The organism is Candidatus Accumulibacter phosphatis (assembly GCF_012939955.1).
GTDB classification, from domain to species: domain Bacteria; phylum Pseudomonadota; class Gammaproteobacteria; order Burkholderiales; family Rhodocyclaceae; genus Accumulibacter; species Accumulibacter delftensis.
On sequence record NZ_SPMY01000027.1, the window covers coordinates 26,667 to 46,274 of the forward strand.

The 19,608-nt window shown below is 62.8% G+C and carries 19 protein-coding genes and 4 pseudogenes; 18 read left to right on the top strand and 5 right to left on the bottom strand.

From position 1 onward, the window contains the following. Positions 1-7: 7 nt before the first annotated feature. The 4 genes and pseudogenes from E4Q23_RS24565 to E4Q23_RS10620 all read right to left on the bottom strand — a co-directional run. Positions 8-322: an aldehyde dehydrogenase family protein gene (locus E4Q23_RS24565; protein WP_169066612.1), complete on the bottom strand. Its 315-nt coding sequence runs from the start codon at positions 320-322 to the stop codon at positions 8-10. Positions 323-443: 121 nt separating this feature from the next. Then, positions 444-623, bottom strand: a pseudogene (locus E4Q23_RS25210) (aldehyde dehydrogenase family protein); the annotation flags it as partial. Between the two features lie 218 nt (positions 624-841). Then, a complete protein-coding gene (locus E4Q23_RS10615; RefSeq protein WP_169066613.1) occupies positions 842-2,308 on the bottom strand; it encodes a LutB/LldF family L-lactate oxidation iron-sulfur protein in 1,467 nt (488 codons plus the stop codon). Positions 2,309-2,385: 77 nt separating this feature from the next. Continuing rightward, positions 2,386-3,102, bottom strand: a pseudogene (locus tag E4Q23_RS10620) ((Fe-S)-binding protein); the annotation flags it as partial. Between the two features lie 139 nt (positions 3,103-3,241). On the opposite strand from E4Q23_RS10620, the gene E4Q23_RS10625 reads away from it, so the two are divergent. The 17 genes and pseudogenes from E4Q23_RS10625 (at position 3,242) to queC (ending at position 16,916) form a co-directional block, all read left to right on the top strand. Next, on the top strand, positions 3,242-4,024 hold the full coding sequence (locus tag E4Q23_RS10625) for an IclR family transcriptional regulator (protein ID WP_169066615.1): 783 nt from the start codon (positions 3,242-3,244) through the stop codon (positions 4,022-4,024). A gap of 89 nt (positions 4,025-4,113) precedes the next feature. Further along, entirely contained in the window at positions 4,114-4,977 is an 864-nt protein-coding gene (locus tag E4Q23_RS10630) for a DMT family transporter (protein WP_169066616.1), read from the top strand. Next, positions 4,974-5,553, top strand: a pseudogene (gene ruvC, locus E4Q23_RS10635) (crossover junction endodeoxyribonuclease RuvC). The gene E4Q23_RS10630 and the pseudogene ruvC overlap by 4 nt, the downstream one beginning before the upstream one ends. Further along, a complete protein-coding gene (gene ruvA / locus E4Q23_RS10640) occupies positions 5,550-6,125 on the top strand; it encodes a Holliday junction branch migration protein RuvA (protein ID WP_169066617.1) in 576 nt (191 codons plus the stop codon). Before ruvC ends, ruvA begins: the two are co-directional and overlap by 4 nt. Positions 6,126-6,250: 125 nt before the next feature. Next, positions 6,251-7,315 carry a Holliday junction branch migration DNA helicase RuvB gene (gene ruvB, locus E4Q23_RS10645; protein WP_169066618.1) on the top strand — a complete coding sequence of 355 codons (1,065 nt, stop codon included), beginning with the start codon at positions 6,251-6,253 and terminating at the stop codon, positions 7,313-7,315. Positions 7,316-7,390: 75 nt separating this feature from the next. Then, the gene (gene ybgC / locus E4Q23_RS10650) at positions 7,391-7,834 is read left to right on the top strand and encodes a tol-pal system-associated acyl-CoA thioesterase (RefSeq protein WP_169066619.1); all 444 of its coding nucleotides are present in this window, start codon (positions 7,391-7,393) and stop codon (positions 7,832-7,834) included. Further along, on the top strand, positions 7,831-8,508 hold the full coding sequence (gene tolQ / locus E4Q23_RS10655) for a protein TolQ (protein WP_169066620.1): 678 nt from the start codon (positions 7,831-7,833) through the stop codon (positions 8,506-8,508). Before ybgC ends, tolQ begins: the two co-directional genes overlap by 4 nt. A gap of 4 nt (positions 8,509-8,512) precedes the next feature. Next, positions 8,513-8,917 carry a protein TolR gene (gene tolR, locus E4Q23_RS10660; protein WP_169066621.1) on the top strand — a complete coding sequence of 135 codons (405 nt, stop codon included), beginning with the start codon at positions 8,513-8,515 and terminating at the stop codon, positions 8,915-8,917. 10 nt (positions 8,918-8,927) lie between these two features. Continuing rightward, the gene (gene tolA, locus E4Q23_RS10665; RefSeq protein ID WP_336511665.1) at positions 8,928-9,998 is read left to right on the top strand and encodes a cell envelope integrity protein TolA; all 1,071 of its coding nucleotides are present in this window, start codon (positions 8,928-8,930) and stop codon (positions 9,996-9,998) included. 178 nt (positions 9,999-10,176) lie between these two features. Further along, positions 10,177-11,469: a Tol-Pal system beta propeller repeat protein TolB gene (gene tolB, locus E4Q23_RS10670; RefSeq protein WP_169066622.1), complete on the top strand. Its 1,293-nt coding sequence runs from the start codon at positions 10,177-10,179 to the stop codon at positions 11,467-11,469. Positions 11,470-11,509: 40 nt separating this feature from the next. Further along, positions 11,510-12,035: pseudogene (gene pal, locus E4Q23_RS10675) on the top strand (peptidoglycan-associated lipoprotein Pal). Between the two features lie 25 nt (positions 12,036-12,060). Continuing rightward, the gene (gene ybgF / locus E4Q23_RS10680; protein ID WP_248595369.1) at positions 12,061-12,849 is read left to right on the top strand and encodes a tol-pal system protein YbgF; all 789 of its coding nucleotides are present in this window, start codon (positions 12,061-12,063) and stop codon (positions 12,847-12,849) included. A gap of 4 nt (positions 12,850-12,853) precedes the next feature. Continuing rightward, complete coding sequence (queE, locus tag E4Q23_RS10685; RefSeq protein WP_169066624.1) at positions 12,854-13,519, top strand: 7-carboxy-7-deazaguanine synthase QueE; 666 nt, start codon at positions 12,854-12,856, stop codon at positions 13,517-13,519. Between the two features lie 20 nt (positions 13,520-13,539). Next, on the top strand, positions 13,540-13,917 hold the full coding sequence (locus E4Q23_RS10690; RefSeq protein WP_169066625.1) for a PilZ domain-containing protein: 378 nt from the start codon (positions 13,540-13,542) through the stop codon (positions 13,915-13,917). A gap of 55 nt (positions 13,918-13,972) precedes the next feature. Beyond that, on the top strand, positions 13,973-15,358 hold the full coding sequence (locus E4Q23_RS10695; RefSeq protein ID WP_211203716.1) for a hypothetical protein: 1,386 nt from the start codon (positions 13,973-13,975) through the stop codon (positions 15,356-15,358). A gap of 244 nt (positions 15,359-15,602) precedes the next feature. Beyond that, complete coding sequence (locus E4Q23_RS10700) at positions 15,603-16,088, top strand: phasin family protein (protein ID WP_169066627.1); 486 nt, start codon at positions 15,603-15,605, stop codon at positions 16,086-16,088. Positions 16,089-16,217: 129 nt separating this feature from the next. Beyond that, positions 16,218-16,916 (top strand): 7-cyano-7-deazaguanine synthase QueC, encoded by a 699-nt coding sequence (queC, locus tag E4Q23_RS10705; RefSeq protein ID WP_169066628.1) that lies wholly within the window; start codon positions 16,218-16,220, stop codon positions 16,914-16,916. Between the two features lie 44 nt (positions 16,917-16,960). Here queC and E4Q23_RS10710 read toward each other — a convergent pair whose 3' ends face one another. After that, positions 16,961-18,256 carry a hemolysin family protein gene (locus E4Q23_RS10710; RefSeq protein ID WP_169066629.1) on the bottom strand — a complete coding sequence of 432 codons (1,296 nt, stop codon included), beginning with the start codon at positions 18,254-18,256 and terminating at the stop codon, positions 16,961-16,963. Between the two features lie 595 nt (positions 18,257-18,851). On the opposite strand from E4Q23_RS10710, the gene E4Q23_RS10715 reads away from it, so the two are divergent. Continuing rightward, on the top strand, positions 18,852-19,601 hold the full coding sequence (locus tag E4Q23_RS10715) for a transglycosylase SLT domain-containing protein (protein ID WP_248595370.1): 750 nt from the start codon (positions 18,852-18,854) through the stop codon (positions 19,599-19,601). Positions 19,602-19,608: the final 7 nt, after the last annotated feature.

The window sequence follows — 19,608 nt, forward strand, 5'->3', positions numbered from 1 at the left end:
GCTCCGCTCAATCCACGCAAGGCTTGTCGTAGCGGAAGGCAATTTCGGCAACCTTGGCGCCCAGCGCCGGATCGCCGGCAAAGCACAGCCGGCTGACCTCGCTGAGCCCACAAAGCCCTTCGATAGCCGCCAGGTCGCCGTGCAGAACGTTGAAAACACCGCCAGGGAAAGCGCTGCGAGCGCTCAGTTCGGCCAGTGCGAAAGCGGCTGATGGCGCTTTCGGGCTCGGCTTGACGACGACCGTCGCACCGGCCAGCAGTGCCGGAACGGCATGCCGCAACGGGCCGAGGAGTGGCGCACTGTCGTCGCTGACGATGGCCACGACAGCATTGGCCGCCGTGCCGGTGCTTCCTGTGTCGCTTGCGGCGGCGGGGGCGACGGCCGCGCAGCAGGCTCAGCGCGTCGCCGACTTCGGCTGCCGCGAGCGCAGCGTCCTTGCCGCTTTCCTCGCTGATCAGCGCCGCAAAATGCTCGCCGTACCCAGCCAGTGCATCGGCCAGCGCCAGCAGCAGCGCGGCACGCTCGGCGACGCTTCGGGCGGCCCAATCAGGCAGCGCCGCCTGCGCCGACGTGGCGGCAGCAAGCGCTTCGGACGCGCCACACAGGGGTGTGCGCCGCTTGATCTCGCCGCTGGCCGCGTCGCGGACATCGAAAAAAAGCCGGCGCCATGGTCAGATAGGCGCGCCCATTGATCCACAGCGGTATGGCCAGGACCTGATCGATTTCGGACATCATTCGGAAATTTTGCTCCTTGCTTGCTTAATGTAAGAGTCGCGCAAGCGACTCACGAATTGAGGAAATGCTCGCCAGCGGACCAAAGAGGACAAAGCGCCGGCATGCTTCACTTGCCGCGCCGCTGCTGGCGATACAAGTCGTGAAACGTCCTGCCCTGCGGTGCCGGCAGGTCGCGAGCAGCGCTCCAGCTCGGCGCGATAGGCAGCACTTCGATGTGCTCGCGGCCAGCGGCGAGCCAGTTCAGATAGCGGACGGCGATGCGGGCGCTCAGCGCATAAAGCGCCGGGCGCGCCGCCAGCCAGGCCCAAAGTCGCAGGCCGAGGCGTTCGCTGCGCGGGCGCAGGCCGGCGCGCGTCTGCCGCTGGCGCAGCTGGCGCAACAGTCCCGGCAGAGGAATCCGGACAGGGCAGACGACGCTGCACTGCTGGCAAAGTGTCGAGGCCTGCGGCAGGTCGAGCGCTTTGTCAATGCCGCCGAAAAGCGGCGTCAGGACCGAACCCATCGGCCCCGGGTAGACCCAGCCGTAGGCGTGCCCGCCAACCGTCTGATAGACCGGGCAATGATTCAGGCAGGCGCCGCAACGAATGCAACTCAGCATCGACTGGAACTCGGTGCCGAGCAGGCCGACGCGACCGTTGTCGACCAGGATGAAGACCATCGTCTCGGGACCATCGCCATCATTGGCATCCTCACCGGCAGGACTGCTGCGCTTGTTACCGGTGAGCAGCGAGACGTAGTTGGAGATCACCTGGCCGGTGGCCGAGCGCGGCAAGAGGCGCATCAGGGTCGCGAAATCGTCCAGTGTCGGGACGATTTTTTCGATACCGGTGATCACCACATGCACTTTTGGCAGCGTCGTCACCATCCGCCCGTTGCCTTCGTTGGTCACCAGCGCGGCACTGCCGGTCTCGGCGATCAGGAAGTTGGCGCCGGAAATGCCCATCTCGGCGCTGACGAAATGCTCACGCAGCACTTCGCGCGCTTCCCGGGTCAGTGCCGGAATGTCGGTCTTGCGCGGCGTGCCGTGCGTCCTGGCAAAGAGGTCGGCGACTTGGTCCACGTTCTTGTGCATCACCGGCGCGATGATGTGCGACGGCGGTTCGTTGCCGGCAATCTGCAGGATGTATTCGCCGAGGTCGGTTTCGACCGGCTGGATACCGGCAGCTTCGAGTGCCTGGTTGAGGTCAGCCTCTTCGGAAAGCATCGACTTCGACTTGATCACCTTGCGCACGCCGTGCTGCCGCGCGATGTCGAGCACCAAATCACAGATTTCCTTGCCGTCGCGCGCCCAGAGAACGGTCGCGCCGCGTGCCGTGGCCTTCTCTTCAAAGACTTCGAGCCAGGCGTCAAGCTTGCCGACGACGCGTTGGCGGATCGCTTCGCCAGCGTCGCGCAAGGCTTCGAAAGCCGCGTCGCCCTGACCTTCGCTGGCCCGCTCCTGGTCATAATCGCGCACCGCTAGCGCACGCGTGTCGACGAATTTGCCTTTGGCCTTGCGCAGATTGGCCTGCAGGCGAACGTCGGCGAGCATCGTGCCGACGCGCGCCTTGAAGAACATTGACTGTTGCCGCATCAGCCAGGGTCTCTGTCGGCGTTGTCGGCGCTGTCGGCGCTATTTGCGACAGGGCCGGCGACGGCGGACTCGTAGACTCCGGCGAGCACCTCGGCGATGTGCAGCACGCGCGTGCGCCGGTCACCCATGCGCCGCAGCTTGCCTTCTATATTGAGCAGGCAGCCGAGGTCGCCGCCAACAACGGCGTCGGCGTCCGCCAGGCGCAGGTTCACGCACTTCTTCTCGGCGATGGCCGCCGAAATATCGCCAAACTTGAGCGAGAAAGCACCGCCAAAGCCACAACACTCCTCGGCAGCCGGCATTTCCTTGAGCGTCAGGCCGGGCACGCGCGCCAGCAGCGCGCGTGCTTGCGCGCGGATGCCGAGGCCACGCAGAGCGCTGCATGAATCATGGTAAGTGACGCTGCCGGCAAACTCGCCGGGCACGGCATCGACGTTCAGGACGCTGACCAGAAAATCGCTGAGTTCGTAGCAGCGTCCGGCCAGGCGTTCGGCGCGGCTGCGCCAGGGCGGGTCGTCGGCAAACAGCATCGGGTAAGCATTCCGGATCTGGTCGGCACAAGAACCGCTGGGAACGACCAGGTAGGCAAAGGCTTCGAACTCGGCAATCGTCTTCCTGGCCAGCGCGACCGCCGCCAGCTGGTCGCCGCTGCTGTACGCGGGCTGGCCGCAGCAGGTCTGGCTGGCCGGAACTTCGACCTCACAGCCGGCGGCCTCGAGCAGCCGGATGGTCGCGAAGCCGACGCTCGGGCGCATCAGATCGACCAAACAGCTTACGAACAGGGCAACGCGCATGATGGTAAGATATTGCGCCGCACAAGGTAGGGTGGGCGAGTGGCAGAACGAGCAATAGTAGTCTCCCGCAGGCGAAAACAAAAGCTTGCAGAAACTTGCGACGCTTGCGGACGCTGCCGAAAGGATCGACAGGAAGGAAATGGCGGAACAGCAGGCAGAAAAGACTTCGATTCAGGTCATCGAGCGCATGATGTCGCTGCTCGATGTGCTGGCCGATCTCCCCGACCCGGTGAGTCTCAAGGTGCTGGCGAAGAACAGCGGCCTGCACCCGTCAACGACGCACCGGATTCTGGCGGCGATGACCAGCGCCGCGGTCGTCGAGCGCCACGAAAACGGCAGCTACACGCTCGGCATCCGGCTGCTCGAACTCGGCAACCTGGTCAAGTCGCGGATCAACATCCGCCAGGTCGCCCTGCCATACATGCAGCAACTGCATGAGAGCATTGGCGAAGCCGTCAATCTCGGCATTCGCCACGACGACGAGATCATCTACGTCGAACGGACTTCGAGCGGCCGCTCGCTGGTGCGTGTCGTCTATCTGGTGGGTGGTCGGGCACCCTTGCACCTGACTTCGGTGGGCAAGCTGTTTCTCGCTGCCGACAGCACCGCGGCTGTGCGCGCCTATGCCCGTCGTACCGGTCTGCCGGGCAAGACGCCACATTCGCTGACGCGCCTCGACGCGCTCGAAAAAGAACTCGACAAAATTCGCCGCCATGAAGTGGCTTTTGACAATGAAGAGGCGGAGATCGGCCTGCGCTGTATCGCCGCACCGATCCGCGACGACGAAGATCAGCTGGTCGCCGGCCTTTCCGTTTCGGCGCCCAGCGATCGGCACAACCCCGACTGGGCGAAGCCGATCAAGGCCATCGCCGAGGACATCGCGCGCGCCCTGGGCCATCAACAAACAGTGCGGCGCAGCTAAGACGCGCGCTGGCGATGATTGCGCCGCGTGCCGCCGCCGCTCAGACGCGACGCTTGCTAGACTCTTGCCCCTGTCACGGAGCCCATTGAATGTCCCTTCCGCCGTCGCTGCTGCCTTTTCTTTTCGTATTTCTGTGGAGCACAGGCTTCATTGGCGCCAAGTTCGGCCTGCCCTACGCCGAGCCCTTGACCTTCCTGCTCACTCGTTACCTGCTGGTGCTGACGCTGATGCTTCCCTTTGTGCTGCTGACGCGCGCGCCGTGGCCCGCCAATCCGCGTCAGTTTTTCCATATCGCCGTTTCCGGCGTGCTGGTGCACTGCGTCTATCTGGGCGGCGTGTTCATGGCCATCAAGCACGGTTTGCCGGCGGGGGTAACTGCACTGGTGGTCGGCATGCAGCCGCTGCTGACCGCCTGCGGAGCCGGCTTCCTGCTCGGCGAACGCGTCTCGCCGCGGCAATGGCTGGGCCTGGCACTGGGCTTCGCCGGGGTGAGCCTGGTCGTCGCCAACAAGCTTGGCGACGTAGCGTTGGCAGCAATGCTCGTTCCGGCCATTGCCGCGCTGCTCGGCATTACTCTCGGCACCCTGTATCAGAAGCGCTTCTGCCCGAGATTTGATCTGCGTACCGGATCGGTGATCCAGTTCCTGCCGACGGCGATCATCACCGCGCTGGTCGCCTCGGCGACCGAGAGCATGGCCATCGAGTGGACGCCGCAGTTTGTCTTCGCCCTCCTGTGGCTGGTTCTGGTGCTCTCGGTCGGGGCGATCAGCCTGCTCAATGTGCTGATCCGCAGCGGCAGCGCGGTCAATGTCGCCACTCTGTTCTACCTGACGCCGCCAAGCACGGCGCTCATCGCCTGGCTGCTCTTCGACGAAACGCTGAGCGGCCTGGCGGTCGCCGGCATGGTGCTGGCGGTCAGCGGCGTTTATCTGGCCCGCGCCACACCGCGATGAGGGACTGCGCTCAGGATGGCAGAGCACGCCCATTGCGCATTCTCGGAATCGACCCGGGCTTGCGCATCACCGGTTTCGGGCTGATCGAAAAAAAACGGCAACCGGCTGGCCTATCTGGCCAGCGGCTGCATCAAGACCGATGCCAGCACCCCTCTGCCCAGCCGCCTGGGGACGATACACGCCGAACTGCTGACGCTGGTCGCCCGCCACCAACCCGACCAGGCAGCCGTCGAAATTGTCTTCGTCAATATCAATCCACAATCGACGCTGCGCCTCGGCCAGGCGCGTGGCGCGGCGATCACCGCGCTGGTCGTCAGTGGCCTCGAAGTCGCCGAGTACACCGCCCTGCAGGTTAAACAGGCAGTGGTCGGCAACGGTCACGCCGACAAGGTGCAGGTGCAACACATGGTGCAGCGCCTGTTGTCCCTGTCGGCCGAACCGAGCCCGGATGCCGCCGATGCCCTGGCCTGCGCGATTGCGCATGCGCACGGTGGCCAGGGCATCGGGCAATTAGGCAGCCGCGGCCTGCACGTTCGCAATGGCCGCTGGCTGGTCGCCAAGGAGAGCAAACGATGATCAGCCGTATTAGTGGCATCCTGCTGGAAAAAAATCCGCCGCAGGTGGTGGTCGATGTGCATGGCGTCGGCTATGAACTCGATGTCCCGATGAGCACTTTCTACAACCTGCCCGACAACGGCGAGAAGCTCAGCCTGCTGACCCATTTCGTGGTCCGCGAGGATGGGCATTTTCTCTACGGCTTCGCCAGCGAAGGCGAGCGCTTCGCATTTCGTCAGCTGCTCAAGATCACCGGCGTCGGCGCACGCATGGCGCTGTCGGTGCTGTCAGGCCTGTCGGTCGGCGACCTGGCGCAGGTCGTTGCCCGTCAGGAAGTCGGCAGACTGACCAAGGTGCCGGGAATCGGCACCAAGACTGCCGAACGCCTGTTGCTCGAACTCAAGGGCAAGCTCGCCGAGGCGCTACCGACAAGCACCGTGGCCGTCGCCGACAGCCGCAGTGACATTCTCAATGCGCTGTTGGCGCTGGGTTACAATGAGCGCGAAGGAGGCGCCGCAATGAGGCAGTTGCCAGCCGAAATCACGACTTCCGACGGCATTCGGCAGGCGCTCAAGTTGCTGTCAAAAGTCTGAACCGCGCGTGAATCCATGAACCCTGGCCACCAGCAACTGATCCAGATCGCCGCTGTTGCGCTGCTGCTGATGCACGCTGGTCCTCGGTCGACTGCCGAGCTGGCGGTCGAAGCCGGGAAGCAGCCATGATCGAAAGCGACGATATCGGCACCGTGCCGATCGAACGGCTGATTTCGGGCGAGTCGAAATCGACGCAGGAAGAAGCCATTGAGCGCGCGCTGCGGCCGCGACGGCTGGCCGATTACGTCGGTCAGGCAAAGATTCGCGAGCAACTGGCAATCTTCATCGAGGCCGCCAAACGACGCCGCGACACGCTCGACCATGTTCTCCTCTTCGGCCCGCCGGGGCTGGGGAAAACGACACTGGCGCACATCATCGCGGCCGAGATGGGCGTCAACCTGCGCTCGACTTCGGGACCGGTACTCGAAAGGGCCGGCGATCTGGCGGCGATCCTGACCAATCTCGATGCCCACGACGTGCTGTTTATCGATGAGATCCATCGCCTGTCACCGGTCGTCGAAGAGATCCTCTATCCGGCACTGGAAGACTTCCAGATCGACATCATGATCGGCGAGGGTCCGGCAGCGCGCTCGGTCAAACTTGATCTGCCGCCGTTCACGCTGGTTGGCGCGACCACCCGCGCCGGTATGCTCACCAACCCGCTGCGCGACCGCTTCGGTATCGTCTCCAGGCTCGAGTTCTACACCCCCGAGGAGCTGACACAGATCGTCACCCGCTCGTCGCAGTTGCTCAAGGTGCCAACCGATGGCGGCGGCGCGCTGGAGATCGCACGCCGTTCGCGTGGCACGCCGCGGGTTGCCAACCGGCTGCTGCGACGGGTGCGCGACTTCGCCGAAGTCAAGGCCTCCGGCCGGATCACCAGCGAGGTCGCCGACGCGGCGCTGCTGATGCTCGACGTCGACCACGGCGGCCTCGACGTCATGGACCGCAAGCTTTTGTCAGCGATAATCGACAAGTTCGGCGGCGGCCCGGTCGGTGTCGACAACCTCGCTGCGGCCATTGGCGAGGCACGCGACACCATCGAGGATGTCCTCGAACCCTACCTGATTCAACAAGGCTTCCTGCAGCGCACGCCGCGCGGTCGCGTGGCGACGGCGGCCGTTTACCGGCACCTGGGCCTGGAAAACCTGCTCGGCGAGGCGCAGGTCGAGCTCTGGCGAAACACCTGAACGGCGAGCGCACAGGCGCGGTCACAAAAGCTTACTTTCTACACGAAGAAAGCTGCATTAGAATCTGATCCTACGATGAAATCTCCACTCAAGCTCAGCACTTTTTCGATTCCCGTTCGGATCTATTACGAAGACACCGACGCTGGCGGGGTCGTCTATTACGCCAACTATCTCAAGTTCCTCGAACGCTGCCGTAGCGAATGGCTGCGCGCAATCGGCCATCAGCAGGCCGAGCTGCTGCATGACCCGGGAATTGCCTTCGTCGTACGCAGTGTCCAGGTCGACTTTCTGAAGCCGGCACGCCTGGACGATCAGCTGCGGGTCGATCTCGAAGTCGAGAAAATCAGCCGCGCGCAGATCTTCTTTCGCCAGACCATCCGGCGCGCCGACGAGAGCCTGGCAGGCGGCTCGGGTGAACTGCTCAGCGCGACCGTGCACCTCGTTTGTGTAACCGCGGCACAGATGAAGCCAACTTCGATTCCCGCATTTCTGCGGTCCCAACTGGAAGCACTGCAATGAACGTCTCGCAAGACCTCTCGATCCTGCACTTGATCCTCAACGCCAGCGCCGTCGTGCAGGCGGTCATGCTGTTGCTGGCCGGTGTTTCGTTCATGTCCTGGTACTACATTTTCCGCAAGTGGTTCACGGTTAGAGCGGCACGATCGCAAAGCGAGCAGTTCGAGCGCGACTTCTGGAGCGGCGGCGATCTCAACAGCCTTTACCAGAGCGCCATCAACGACCGCCACAGCACCGGCAGCATGGAACGTATCTTCGAAGCCGGATTTCGCGAGTTCACCAAACTGCGCAGCCAGAAACACCTCGACGCCAAGGATGTCATCGACGGCTCGCGCCGTGCCATGCGCGCCACCTATCAGCGCGAGATGGACAGCATCGACTCGCATCTTGCCTTTCTCGCTTCGGTCGGCTCGGTGAGTCCCTACGTCGGCCTGTTCGGAACCGTCTGGGGAATCATGCATTCCTTCCGCGGCCTCGCCAACGTCGGCCAGGCGACGCTCTCGGCGGTTGCCCCGGGGATTGCCGAAGCGCTGGTGGCAACGGCCATCGGCCTCTTCGCGGCGATTCCGGCAGTGGTCGCCTACAACCGCTTCGCGCACGAGATCGACCGCCTGTCGTCGCGCTTCGAGTCGTTCATGGAGGAGTTCTCGAACATTCTGCAGCGGCAAGTGAGGTAAAACCATGCGTCCGCGCCGCCTGAAAAACGAGATCAACGTCGTCCCCTATATCGACGTCATGCTGGTGCTGCTGGTGATCTTCATGGTCACCGCACCGATGATGACCACCGCCAGCATCGACGTACCGTCGGTCGCCAAAGCGGCACAGCCCCCAGCCGACGCGCTGCAAGTGAATGTCCGCGCCGACGGGTCCCTGACCCTGTTGGCGCCGGGGGGCAGCGAAACTCCCGTGAAAAGCAGCCAACTGCCCGCGGAGATTCGCGCCGCACAGGCTAGCAACCCGGAACTGGCGGTGGTCATCGTTGGCGACCGCAGTGTCAAGTATGAAGCAGTGCTCAAGGTAATGGACGAGTTGCAGCGCAACGAGGTCAAACGCATCGGCCTGCTCGTCCAACTGTCCGGCAAGTGAGTTCGGGCCAGTGAACTCTGTCGACCTGCAAACGCCCCCGCTCGCCGCCGAACCGGCCAAATGGCCCTCGCTGGCGCTGGCTGCGCTCGTCCATTTGCTGCTCATCGGCGCCTTGTTCTTCGGCGTGCAATGGAAGAGCAAAGCCCCGAAGTCGGTCGAAGTCGAGGTCTGGCGCAGCGCGCCAGCGCCAGCTCAGCCGATCAAGGCCGCAGCAGCACCTGAAGCCAAAGCGGAGCCAAAGCCCGAGGTAAAGCCGACACCACTACCGCCTGCAAAGCCGAAACCGGCGCCGGAACCGAAGCCCGAGCCCAAGCCTGAACCGAAGCCCGAGCCCAAGCCGGCACCGAAGCCGGCACCGAAGCCAGAACCGAAGCCAGAGCCGAAGCCAGAGCCGAAGCCAGAGCCGAAGCCAGAGCCCAAGCTCAAGCCGGACATTGCGCTGAAAGACGAGAAGAAACCCAAGGAAGCGCCCAGAAAGGAAGAAGTCAAGGAGCCGCCGAAGAAAGAAGTGCCGAAGCCAAAGGAAGCGCCGAAGAAGGAAGAGCCGAAAGCGAAAGAAACAGCGAAGAAGGAAGAACCCAGGCCCAAGGAAACGCCCAAGAAGGAAGAGCCCAAGCCACAAGCGGAGCGCCGCCCAAGTTTTGAAGACGAGCTGGCACGCGAGAAAGTGCAGATAGAAAAGCAGAAAGCAGCGCAGGAAGCGAAGCAGAAGGCGGCCGAGAAAGCCGCTCAGGACCAGCGCGCCCGCGCCGACGCCCTGGATCGTCAGCGCAAGCAGTTACAAGCCGAGGAGGCAGCACGCGGCTTGGCCGAGTACATGGACAAGGTACGTGGCAAGATTCGCGGCAACATCGCACTACCGCCAGGCATCCAGGGAAATCCCGAAGCGGTGTTCGAGGTCACCCAACTGCCAAGCGGCGACATTCTCGACGTCAAGATCCGCCGCTCTAGCGGCAATGCGGCCCTCGACGCCGCCGTCGAGCGCGCGATCCGTAGATCGTCACCCTTGCCAAAGCCACCTAACCCGGAGCTTTTCGATCGCGAAATAAAGATCCCCTATCGTCCACGCGACGACAGCTAGCGACCGCCATCGGTCTCGCCGCAAAGGTCTCCGGGTGGTCGCTCAATGGCGCTGCCGAAACCGATAGCTGGCGGCTGTTCCCGCCACCTGGCAAGCGACACTCGACGCCATAATTTTTTGTTACAAATACCAGGAATGCAAAGGCGATATAATCGCGCATTCTGTATTGGATCATGCCATGTCAAGAATACTCTGCCAACTCCGTCGTATCGGCCTGCTTGCCATCTGTGCGCTTGCTCTGCTGCAGGCTTCGGCACATGCCCAATTGACCATCGAGATTACTGGCGCTGGCGCCAACCGCATTCCCGTGGCCATCGCGGAATTTGGCGGTGATCCGGCCGCTTCCCGGATTCTGACTTCGGTCATCCGTGGCGACCTGGAACGTAGCGGCCTGTTCAAGATGATCGACACCAGCGGCGAGGCTATCACGGAGACCACCCCGCCAAATTTCGCGGACTGGAAAAGTCGGGGTGCCGACGCGCTCGCCGCCGGCAGCATCGGCTTGAGTCCTGATGGGCGCCAGGAAGCACGCTTCCGGCTTTACGACGTCAGCCGGGAGACAGTCCTCGGCGGATCTGCTTTCGTGACCTCAAAAGCGATGCTGCGCGCTGCCGGACACCGCATCGCAGACGTGATCTACGAAAAGCTGACCGGCGAACCGGGCGTTTTCTCGACGCGAATTGCCTATGTGGTCCGGGTCAATGCCACGCGCTACGAGTTGCACATTGCCGACGCTGACGGACAAAACTCGCAAGTGGCGCTGATCTCGAAAGAACCGATTATTTCGCCCTCCTGGTCGCCGGATGGCGACCGCCTGGCTTACGTCTCCTTCGAAAACAAGAAACCGGTGGTGTATGCTCACTCGCTGGCTTCCGGCAAGCGCGTCGTGGTGGCCAATTTCAAGGGCTCGAACTCGGCGCCGGCATGGTCGCCAGACGGCCGCCGTGTAGCCGTGGTGCTCAGCAAGGAAGGTGGTTCGCAGATCTTTCTCGTCAATGCCGACGGCACCGGTGCACAACGCCTGACGAGTAGCAGCGCAATCAATACCGAACCCTACTTTTCCCCGGATGGACAATTCGTCTATTTCACCTCCGACCGTGGCGGCAGCCCTCAGATCTACCGGGTCGGGATCGGCGGTGGCGACGTGGAGAGGGTAAGCTTCGAAGGTAGTTACAATGTCAGCCCTCGCCTTTCGCCAGATGGCAAGTCGATGGCCTTCATCAGCCGGCGTGATGGAGGCTTTCGTTTGAGCGTGATGGACCTGGCAAGCAGGCAGGTGCAGGTTCTGACCGACTCATACAAAGATGAATCACCGACTTTTGCGCCGAACGGCCGGATGATTCTGATTGCCACCGAGTCTGGTGGTCGTGGAGTGCTGTCTGCAGTATCTACCGATGGCCGCATCAAACAGCGTCTCTCCATTTCGGCGGGCGATGTTCGTGAGCCGGCCTGGGGTCCATTCAACAAGTAATTTGCCGCTTTAATTGCCATTTTGTGCAGGAGATAGATTCATGAAACAACTCGTCATCCCGGCTGCTATAGCGCTTCTGCTGGCGGCCTGCAGCTCGACACCCGACGCCGACAAAGCCGGCGGCGGTGCGCCAGTTGAGTCGCGCGGACCGGGAGTGGCCACCGTCACCACAGGCGGTGTCGACAGCCAGCGCTTGCCCCCCCGAGCTCACCGACCCAAACAATATTCTTTCCAAGCGCAGCGTCTATTTCGATTACGACAACTTCGAAGTGAAAGCTGAATACCGGGATCTGGTCGCTTCGCACGCCAAGTTCCTCACCCAGAACCGGCAGTTCAGGATGCTCATCCAGGGCAACACCGACCAGCGCGGCAGCCGCGAATACAACCTGGCGCTCGGTCAGAAGCGCGCTGACGCGGTGAAGAGAATGCTGGCCTTGCTCGGCGCTCAGGAAGAGCAGCTCGAGGCGGTTAGCCTGGGCGAGGAGAAGCCAAAAAATGAAGGCCAGAACGATGCCGCTTGGGCGCAGAACCGCCGTGCCGACATGCTCTATAACGGTGAGTTCTAGGATGCCGGGACCCTGCAGCGGTCGCTTGCCGACCAGAACACGCGTCATTTCGATCGCCCTGTTGCTCGCCGCCCTCGGCGCGCAACAGGCGCACGCCGGTCTCTTTGACGACGATGAGGCGAGGCGCCAGGTCAGCGATCTGCAGCTCAAGTCGAACGAGCGCCTGGACACGGTTGCCAAAGGTCAAATGGAGCTGGCCAATCAAATTCAGGAGCTGCGCGACGAAAACGCCCGCCTGCGCGGCCAGGTCGAGACGCTCAACTACGAGCTCGATGCGGCCACGAAGCGGCAAAAAGACTTCTACATCGACCTCGACACTCGCCTGCGCAAACTCGAGACACCTTCGGCGTCAGCAGCGTCGGCGACTGCGGCCGGCGCGACCGTCAAACCGGCAGACGACAGCAATCCGGCAAGCGAAGCTCCTCGGAAATCCGCCAGCGACCCGGCCACCGAAACGCGCGAGTACGAGGCAGCGCTGAATCTGTTTCGCGCGAACAAGCTCAAAGAGGCGGCGGCGGCCTTCGAAACGTTCGCCAGGACGCATCCGGACAGCACGCTGACCCCGAACGCTTACTACTGGCTCGGCAACGCCCATTACGCCATGCGTGATTGCCGTCGGGCGCTCGAAGCACAGCGCCTCGTCGGCAGCAAATGGCCGGCGCACGCCAAGGCCCCCGATGCACTGCTCAACGTCGCCACCTGCCAGCAGGAGCTCGGCGACAGCAAGAGTGCCAAGAATACCCTGGACGCGCTGCTGGCCAAGTATCCGGACAGCTCGGCGGCGAAAGCCGCCAGGCAACGCCTGAAAAAATAGGCGCTTGGCCGCCACGCGCAAAGTGCTGACGCTCAAGATCAGCGAGATTTTCCTGTCCCTGCAGGGTGAAAGTTCGCGGGTTGGCTTGCCGACGGTCTTTGTCCGCCTGACCGGCTGCCCCCTGCGTTGTGTGTGGTGCGACACGGCCTACGCCTTTGCCGGCGGTCAGACGATGTCGCTGCCCGAGATTCTCGCCGCAGTCACCGTCGTCGCTCGCGACGTCGGCCGGGTCTGCGTGACCGGCGGCGAACCGCTCGCCCAGCCGGCTTGCTTGCCACTGCTCAGCGCTCTCTGTGACGCCGGCCACGCCGTTTCTCTGGAAACCTCGGGCGCCCTCGATATTGGCCAGGTCGACGCGCGCGTGGCACGCGTCGTCGACATCAAAGCCCCCGGCTCCGGCGAGAGCGATCGGAATCGTTGGCAGAACCTGGCCCTGCTGACCGCCAACGACGAGCTCAAATTCGTCCTCAAAGACCGCTCCGACTACGAATGGGCACGTCAAATGATCGAGGAACGGCAGCTTGCAGCCCTCTGTCCGCTGCTTTTTTCACCGGTGGACAACGAGTTGCCAGCGGCAACGCTGGCCGACTGGTTGGTCGCCGACCGCCTGCCAGTGCGCTTCCAGTTGCAGCTGCACAAGATTCTTTGGGGTAAGCTGCGAGGCAAGTAAACCCTTGCGAAAGAGCAGCCATGACCGAGCAACGGCGTCACTATGCGCGCATTGCCTTCGCTTCACCGGCCCAGTTACTGCTTCCTGAGCAGCGCTCCGAAGTCTTACTCTTGGTCCTCGACCTTTCCCTGCGCGGTGCACTGGTCCAACTGCCACAGCTGCCCGCGCACGCCGAGCTTGGGCCCGGAGTAGCCGCCGAACTCCGCATCACCCTCGACGACGGCGGCACGCAAATTTGCATGCAGACCACCGTCGTGCACCGCAAAGGCCACCGGATAGGGCTCGCCTGCCAGGGCATCGATGTCGATAGCGTCACCCACCTGCGGCGTCTGGTCGAACTGAACGCCGGCGACCCCAAGCTACTGGAGCGCGAGCTTTCGGCACTTCTCGCCACGTAGTCGGCACCACCAGACGAGCGCTTGAGCGACCATTCAAAAACAGGGAGAAGAAACCATGTCGGAGAAAAAGGTGAACACACACAGTTGGCGCGGCTTCCCGGCCACTGCCGGGCTGTGCGCTTGGGCGTTTTCCCTTTCACTAAGCGCAGCACCGGCGCTGGAAGAAGTGGCTGCCGGCGTCAAGCTCGATCCGGCGCAGATTTCCGTGTCCGGGATTTCCTCGGGCGGCTACATGGCGCACCAGTTCCACCTGGCGCACTCGCAGCACATCATGGGTGCCGGCATCGTCGCTGGCGGACCCTACTACTGCGCTCGTGGCAACATTGTCGACGCGCTCACGCGTTGCAGTCGGTTCGCGACGCTCGAATGCCTGGCCTCCAAACTGGACCCCAAACTGTGCGGCCAGACCGACCTGGCGCCAAAAAACAGAAGTGAGATCGAACGCGCGGCAGCTGCGTCTTTCGCCGAGGCGCGCAAGCAGGAGAACGCCGGCAAGATCAGTGCGCTCGCCAACCTGCGCGACGACAAGATCTATCTGTTCAGCGGCAGCTACGACGAGATCGTCCCGAACGAGGTGATGGCCACTGTTTTCCGCTTCTATGCCGATCCCGACAAGGGCGGCGTGCGGCAAGGCAACATCGACTTCAGCAGCACTTTCCCGGCTCGCCACACGATGGTCCGCGACAGCTTTGGCAAGCCCGCCGGCAGCGTAGTTGGCGACTGTGCCCTGCCGCCGGCGCCACCTCCTGCGGCGGAGCGCAACGCCTACATCGACGACTGCCAGGCGGTGGCCAAGCAGCACCTGGAAAAAAACCACTGCACTTGTCCGGACGCCCCCGCGGCCGGCGAGGAAGCCACTGCAGCGTGTCCGCCGCCCGACAAACTTGCGGTCTGCAAGGATCTGCAAGACGTCGATCTCGCCGGTGCCATTCTCGAACGCATCTACGGCGCGCAGGCGCTGAGCAAGGGACGTATGCAGGTGCAGGAGAGCGAGCTGCGCGCCTTCGACCAACGCAAGGTTTTCGGCAAGTTTTCGAACATTCCGTATACCGCGCTGCAGAATGCCTCGATGGCCAGAGAAGGCTATGTATTCATTCCCGAGGCCTGCAAAGATGGTCGCCAGTGCAAGCTGCACATTGCCTTCCACGGCTGCAAGCAAGGGGGTACAAGCGACTATCGGCCTGGCCATACGGGCAACCTGTTCGCCAAGTACGCCGGCTACAACGAATGGGCCAAAGCCAACGACATGCTTGTTCTCTATCCGCAGATTCAGGCGCGCAGCCTGGGCCCGGTCAATCCGCGCGGCTGCTGGGACTGGTGGGGGCAGAATTACACTCACGCCGGCTACCACACCCGGGATGGCAAACAGATCAAGGCCGTCGCGCAGATGATCAACAGTCTTGTCGGTGGGCAGCCCTTACTGGAAGTGCCGCCGGAGTGAAACGATGCGCTGCAGCGGGCGCCGCCAGAAAACAAAAGCCGTGCGGCTAGGCGCAGAATGAATCACGGCTACTCACAGGTAGAGGTAGTGGCTAACGATCATGTCAGTCGAGATACCCCGAATGATGAAAGTCATGCCCGTGCCCCCTCTTCCCCCGGCCCTTCTCCCGCAGGTGGAGAAGGGAGGTTCGTGAGTCGCATTCGCGACTTTCACATTAATCGCAGATCGAGCGGAGGACAGAAACATGGCAGACCTTTCTCAACAACTCAGCGACTGGAGCAAGGCAGTCGCCAGCATGGACGTGACCAAGAGCAGCGAACAATTGCTCAATATCATGGCCGGCCTGAAAGTGCCCGGCGTCAACATGGACGCCCTGGTAGCCAGCCAGCGCGACAACCTGGAAGCGCTCAACGCCGCCAATCAAGTCGCGCTGGAAGGCATGAAAGCGGTCGGCGCGTGGCAGGCAAAGCTGCTGCAGGAGACGATGCTCGAGTTGAGCGACGCGATCGGCAAACTCTCGCGGTCCGGCTCGCCGCAACAGCTGGTCGCCACCGAGAGCGAACTGGCGAATAAGGCATTCGCGACCGCAGTCAGGCAAATGCAGGAGCTCACACAAATCGTTGTTCAGGCCAATCAGCAGGCGAGTGCTGCGATTGCCAAACGCATTCCGGAAAGCCTCGGTGAAATCAAGGATGTGTTTAAACTGCCCGAAGGGCCAGCGAAATTGTGATCGTGAGCAGCACCGCGAGCCCTTCGCCAAGCAAAGCGATGCATTGCGAACTTCACCCTCCCCATGTTTCGCGCTGCCACGCGCGAAAGACACACCATCCACGCCGGAAAGCGGTATATTTTCGCCCCCATGCATACGCCACCTGACTCAAACGGCCAGCGTGCCGTCGTTCTTCTCTCCGGCGGGCTCGATTCGGCAACGACCTTGGCCATCGCCCGGGCTGCCGGTTTCGAATGCCACTGCCTGTCGGTCGACTACGGCCAGCGTCATCGTGCCGAACTGCACGCGGCGGCAGCAGTTGCGGCGGCACTCGGGGCCGCCGAACACCGCGTCGTCAGCCTGTCTCTGGATATCTTCGGCGGCTCGGCGCTGACCGACATGGCGATCGACATCCCGGTCGACGGCGTTCAGCCGGGGATACCGGTGACCTACGTCCCGGCGCGCAACACCATCATGCTCTCGCTGGCGCTGGCCTGGGCCGAGGTGCTCGAGAGCTCCGACATTTTCGTCGGCGTCAATGCCGTCGATTACTCGGGCTATCCTGATTGCCGCCCGGAATACATCGCAGCTTTCGAGAGCATGGCCCGGCTGGCAACCAAGGCTGCCGTCGAAGGCACTGGGCTGCACCTGCACGCGCCGCTGATCAACCTCGGCAAGGCGCAGATCATCCAGCTCGGCGCCGAACTCGGCGTCGACTACGCGCTCACCGTTTCCTGCTACCAGGCGGATTCGGCAGGTCGCGCCTGCGCGATCTGCGATTCGTGTCGGCTGCGGCAAGCCGGTTTTGCCGCCGCCGCGGTGCCTGATCCGACGCGCTACGCCGCCTGATCGCTGCCCACCAGGGAAGCCGGACAGGCTCCGGCCAACAACCCTTATTCGACGGGAATCGTGCGTGCAATCAACACCTTGTCGACTCGATTGTGATCCATGTCGACGACCTCGAAGCGCAGCTCGGCGAACTCGAAATGCTCGGCGGCCTCGGGAATGTGACCGAGGACGTACATGATGAAACCGCCGAGCGTGTGGAAGGCGTTCTCTTCCTCCCCCGGCAGTTCGCTGGCGATGTCGAGCACGCCGCGCAGTCGCTCGAGGGTGACAAGCCCGTCGACCAGCCACGAGCCGTCTTCGCGCACGACGATATCCTGCTCCTCGGGAGAGTCCAGGGCCGGCAGGTCGCCGACAATGGATGTCAGCACGTCGGTAAGAGTCACCAGACCCTGCAGTTCGCCGTATTCGTCGACCATCAGCGCGCACTGCTGCCGTGCCCGACGGAAGGTTTCCAGCAACTGCGTCGTGTTCACGCTCGCCGGCACGTACAGTGGCGGCCGAATGATGTCCTCGATGGCCAGTGGCGCACCGGAGAGCGCGCCTTTCAGCAAATCGCTGGTGCGCAGGACGCCGACGAGGTTATCGAGGCCGTCGCGACAGACAAGCACGCGTTTGAAGGGGCTGGCGGCGAGGCGGTCGCGGATTTCCACTTCGCCATCGTTCAGATCAATCAGATAGAGATCTTTGCGGTGGGTCATGATCTCGCCGACGCGCTGCTGGTCGAGGCGCAGGACATTGGCAACAATCTCCTGTTCGCTGGCGTGGAAGACGCCCGCCCGGGCACCCTGACCCATCAGGATCTTGATTTCATCGTCGCTGACCGAAGAGTCCAGCGACTGGCGCGCACCGAGCAGGCGCAAGAGCAGACTGGACGACGACGAAAGCAGCCACACCAGCGGGCGAGCCAACAGCGAAAGCAGATTCATCGGCGGCGCGATCAGTGACGCGATGCGCTCCGGCGCGAGCAGACCAAGACGCTTGGGGACCAGTTCGCCGACGACGACCGCAAAGTAGGTTACGCCGCAGACGACCAGCGTCAGCGAGATGGGCCGGGCGTAAGGCGCCAGCGACGGGATCGTCGTCAGCCAGTCGCCGAGCGGCGCCGCCAGGGTCGCATCGCCGATAGCGCCGCTGAGGATGCCGACCGTGGTAATGCCGACCTGAACGGTCGACAGAAAGATCGACGGCTCATGATTCAGCGCCAGTGCCGAGCGAGCGCCAGGCTGGCCGTCATCGGCGAGCTTTTGCAAGCGTGACTGACGTGAAGACACGACGGCAATTTCCGACATCGCCAGAATACCGTTGAGCAGAATCAGAAAGAAGAGTAGTGCGATATCCATTGATGTAGGCAGTAGAGCTTGGCAGTCGCTCTGGTTAACGGGAGTTGTCGGCATTATATCGACCCTCGAGCTTGTTGAACGCTGCTGAGGAGCGCCTGCAGCACCGCGGCGCCTCATGCTGCACCGCCGCAAAATCCGCACCCCGTTGTTTTTTTGCAACACTTTCGCACAGGGCCAGACGGCCAGAATCAATACCGCAATCGTCGCCCAGAGACAGCGGCGAATCGCCCTAGGTGCAAGGCTTTCGGGATAGCAGAGTTGGTCTTTCCGGGTGGCCGGCCCACTGCCTGTTGGCTGGCGGCCGGCGGCACTTGCCGCAGAGGCTCGGGCGCGGCGGCTTGACCACAGCCCCGAAACTCAATAGAGTCCGCCTCGAGTTGATTCGAAGCAGGCAAGTTACAGCCCACGGCTGTGACGTCACAGGGCACTTTCAGCGGCCCAGCCTGCTTTCCGCCCCTTTGCTGCAGCGCACCACCCTGCAGCGAGACCCGGCCTCAGGGTACCTGTTTCCCCCAAGTTCGAGGCTTTGCACCCATCTTTAGTTGTCACCGTCGGGTAGTAGTACTGGCGCGACGACTACAGTGAAGGAGAGAGCATGTCCGCCACTATTTCGCTCAAGAGCAAAAGGCCGCGTCGTAGCGACGCCACCTTGAGTTTCATTCAACACGGCCTGATCATCGTTGGTCTGATGCTGGCCCTGGGTAGCTTCAAAGCAGCTTTCGGCAGCAGCACCGGCAGCGATAATTTTCCTGCAGCGGTCCTTGAACCATCCTTGATGGCCCAGGAAGAGGCATCGCTTGTCGCCGCAGCAGAGGCATCAGCCGTCGTTGCAGCCGCTCCACCGCCAGAGTTGCAGGCGACAGCCGTCGAACCCGCTCCCGAAGAGCTGCGGCCGTCGCTGAAGCACGCCCTCGACTATGTTTCGCGCCGCTACCGTGTGGCCCCCGAGGCGCTGGTGCCGATCTTCGAGACCGCGCAAAGTATCGGCCGCGAGGTCCGCCTCGATCCGCTGCTTATCATCGCCATTATCGGTATCGAATCGCGCTTCAACCCCTTCGCCGAAAGCGCGGTTGGTGCCCAGGGCCTGATGCAGGTAATGCCTCAATTCCACAAGGACAAGCTGCCGGACGACGCGGGCGAGGAACCCTTCCTGGACCCGGTCACCAACATCCAGGTCGGCGTCCATGTCCTGGACGAGGCGATCCGCTGGCGTGGCAGCCTGACTGGCGGCCTGCAGCACTATGGTGGCGCACCGACGGACCCGGCAACCGGCTACGCAAAGAAAGTCTTTGCCGAAAAGAAGCGTCTCGAAAAAGCCGTGCGCACGGGCAGCTCGCAGGCCTGAGTCGGTT

Excerpts from the sequence above, each read along its gene's own strand:
- E4Q23_RS10625 (WP_169066615.1), top strand. The coding sequence starts at position 3,242 with ATGGCGGAACAGCAGGCAGAAAAGACTTCGATTCAGGTCATCGAGCGC.
- E4Q23_RS10630 (WP_169066616.1), top strand. The coding sequence starts at position 4,114 with ATGTCCCTTCCGCCGTCGCTGCTGCCTTTTCTTTTCGTATTTCTGTGG.
- tolQ (WP_169066620.1), top strand. The coding sequence starts at position 7,831 with ATGAACGTCTCGCAAGACCTCTCGATCCTGCACTTGATCCTCAACGCC.
- E4Q23_RS10700 (WP_169066627.1), top strand. The coding sequence starts at position 15,603 with ATGGCAGACCTTTCTCAACAACTCAGCGACTGGAGCAAGGCAGTCGCC.
- E4Q23_RS10615 (WP_169066613.1), bottom strand. The coding sequence starts at position 2,308 with ATGCGGCAACAGTCAATGTTCTTCAAGGCGCGCGTCGGCACGATGCTC.
- ruvB (WP_169066618.1), top strand. The coding sequence starts at position 6,251 with ATGATCGAAAGCGACGATATCGGCACCGTGCCGATCGAACGGCTGATT.
- tolB (WP_169066622.1), top strand. The coding sequence starts at position 10,177 with ATGTCAAGAATACTCTGCCAACTCCGTCGTATCGGCCTGCTTGCCATC.
- ybgC (WP_169066619.1), top strand. The coding sequence starts at position 7,391 with ATGAAATCTCCACTCAAGCTCAGCACTTTTTCGATTCCCGTTCGGATC.
- queC (WP_169066628.1), top strand. The coding sequence starts at position 16,218 with ATGCATACGCCACCTGACTCAAACGGCCAGCGTGCCGTCGTTCTTCTC.
- E4Q23_RS10690 (WP_169066625.1), top strand. The coding sequence starts at position 13,540 with ATGACCGAGCAACGGCGTCACTATGCGCGCATTGCCTTCGCTTCACCG.
- tolR (WP_169066621.1), top strand. The coding sequence starts at position 8,513 with ATGCGTCCGCGCCGCCTGAAAAACGAGATCAACGTCGTCCCCTATATC.
- E4Q23_RS10715 (WP_248595370.1), top strand. The coding sequence starts at position 18,852 with ATGTCCGCCACTATTTCGCTCAAGAGCAAAAGGCCGCGTCGTAGCGAC.
- E4Q23_RS10695 (WP_211203716.1), top strand. The coding sequence starts at position 13,973 with ATGTCGGAGAAAAAGGTGAACACACACAGTTGGCGCGGCTTCCCGGCC.
- ruvA (WP_169066617.1), top strand. The coding sequence starts at position 5,550 with ATGATCAGCCGTATTAGTGGCATCCTGCTGGAAAAAAATCCGCCGCAG.
- E4Q23_RS10710 (WP_169066629.1), bottom strand. The coding sequence starts at position 18,256 with ATGGATATCGCACTACTCTTCTTTCTGATTCTGCTCAACGGTATTCTG.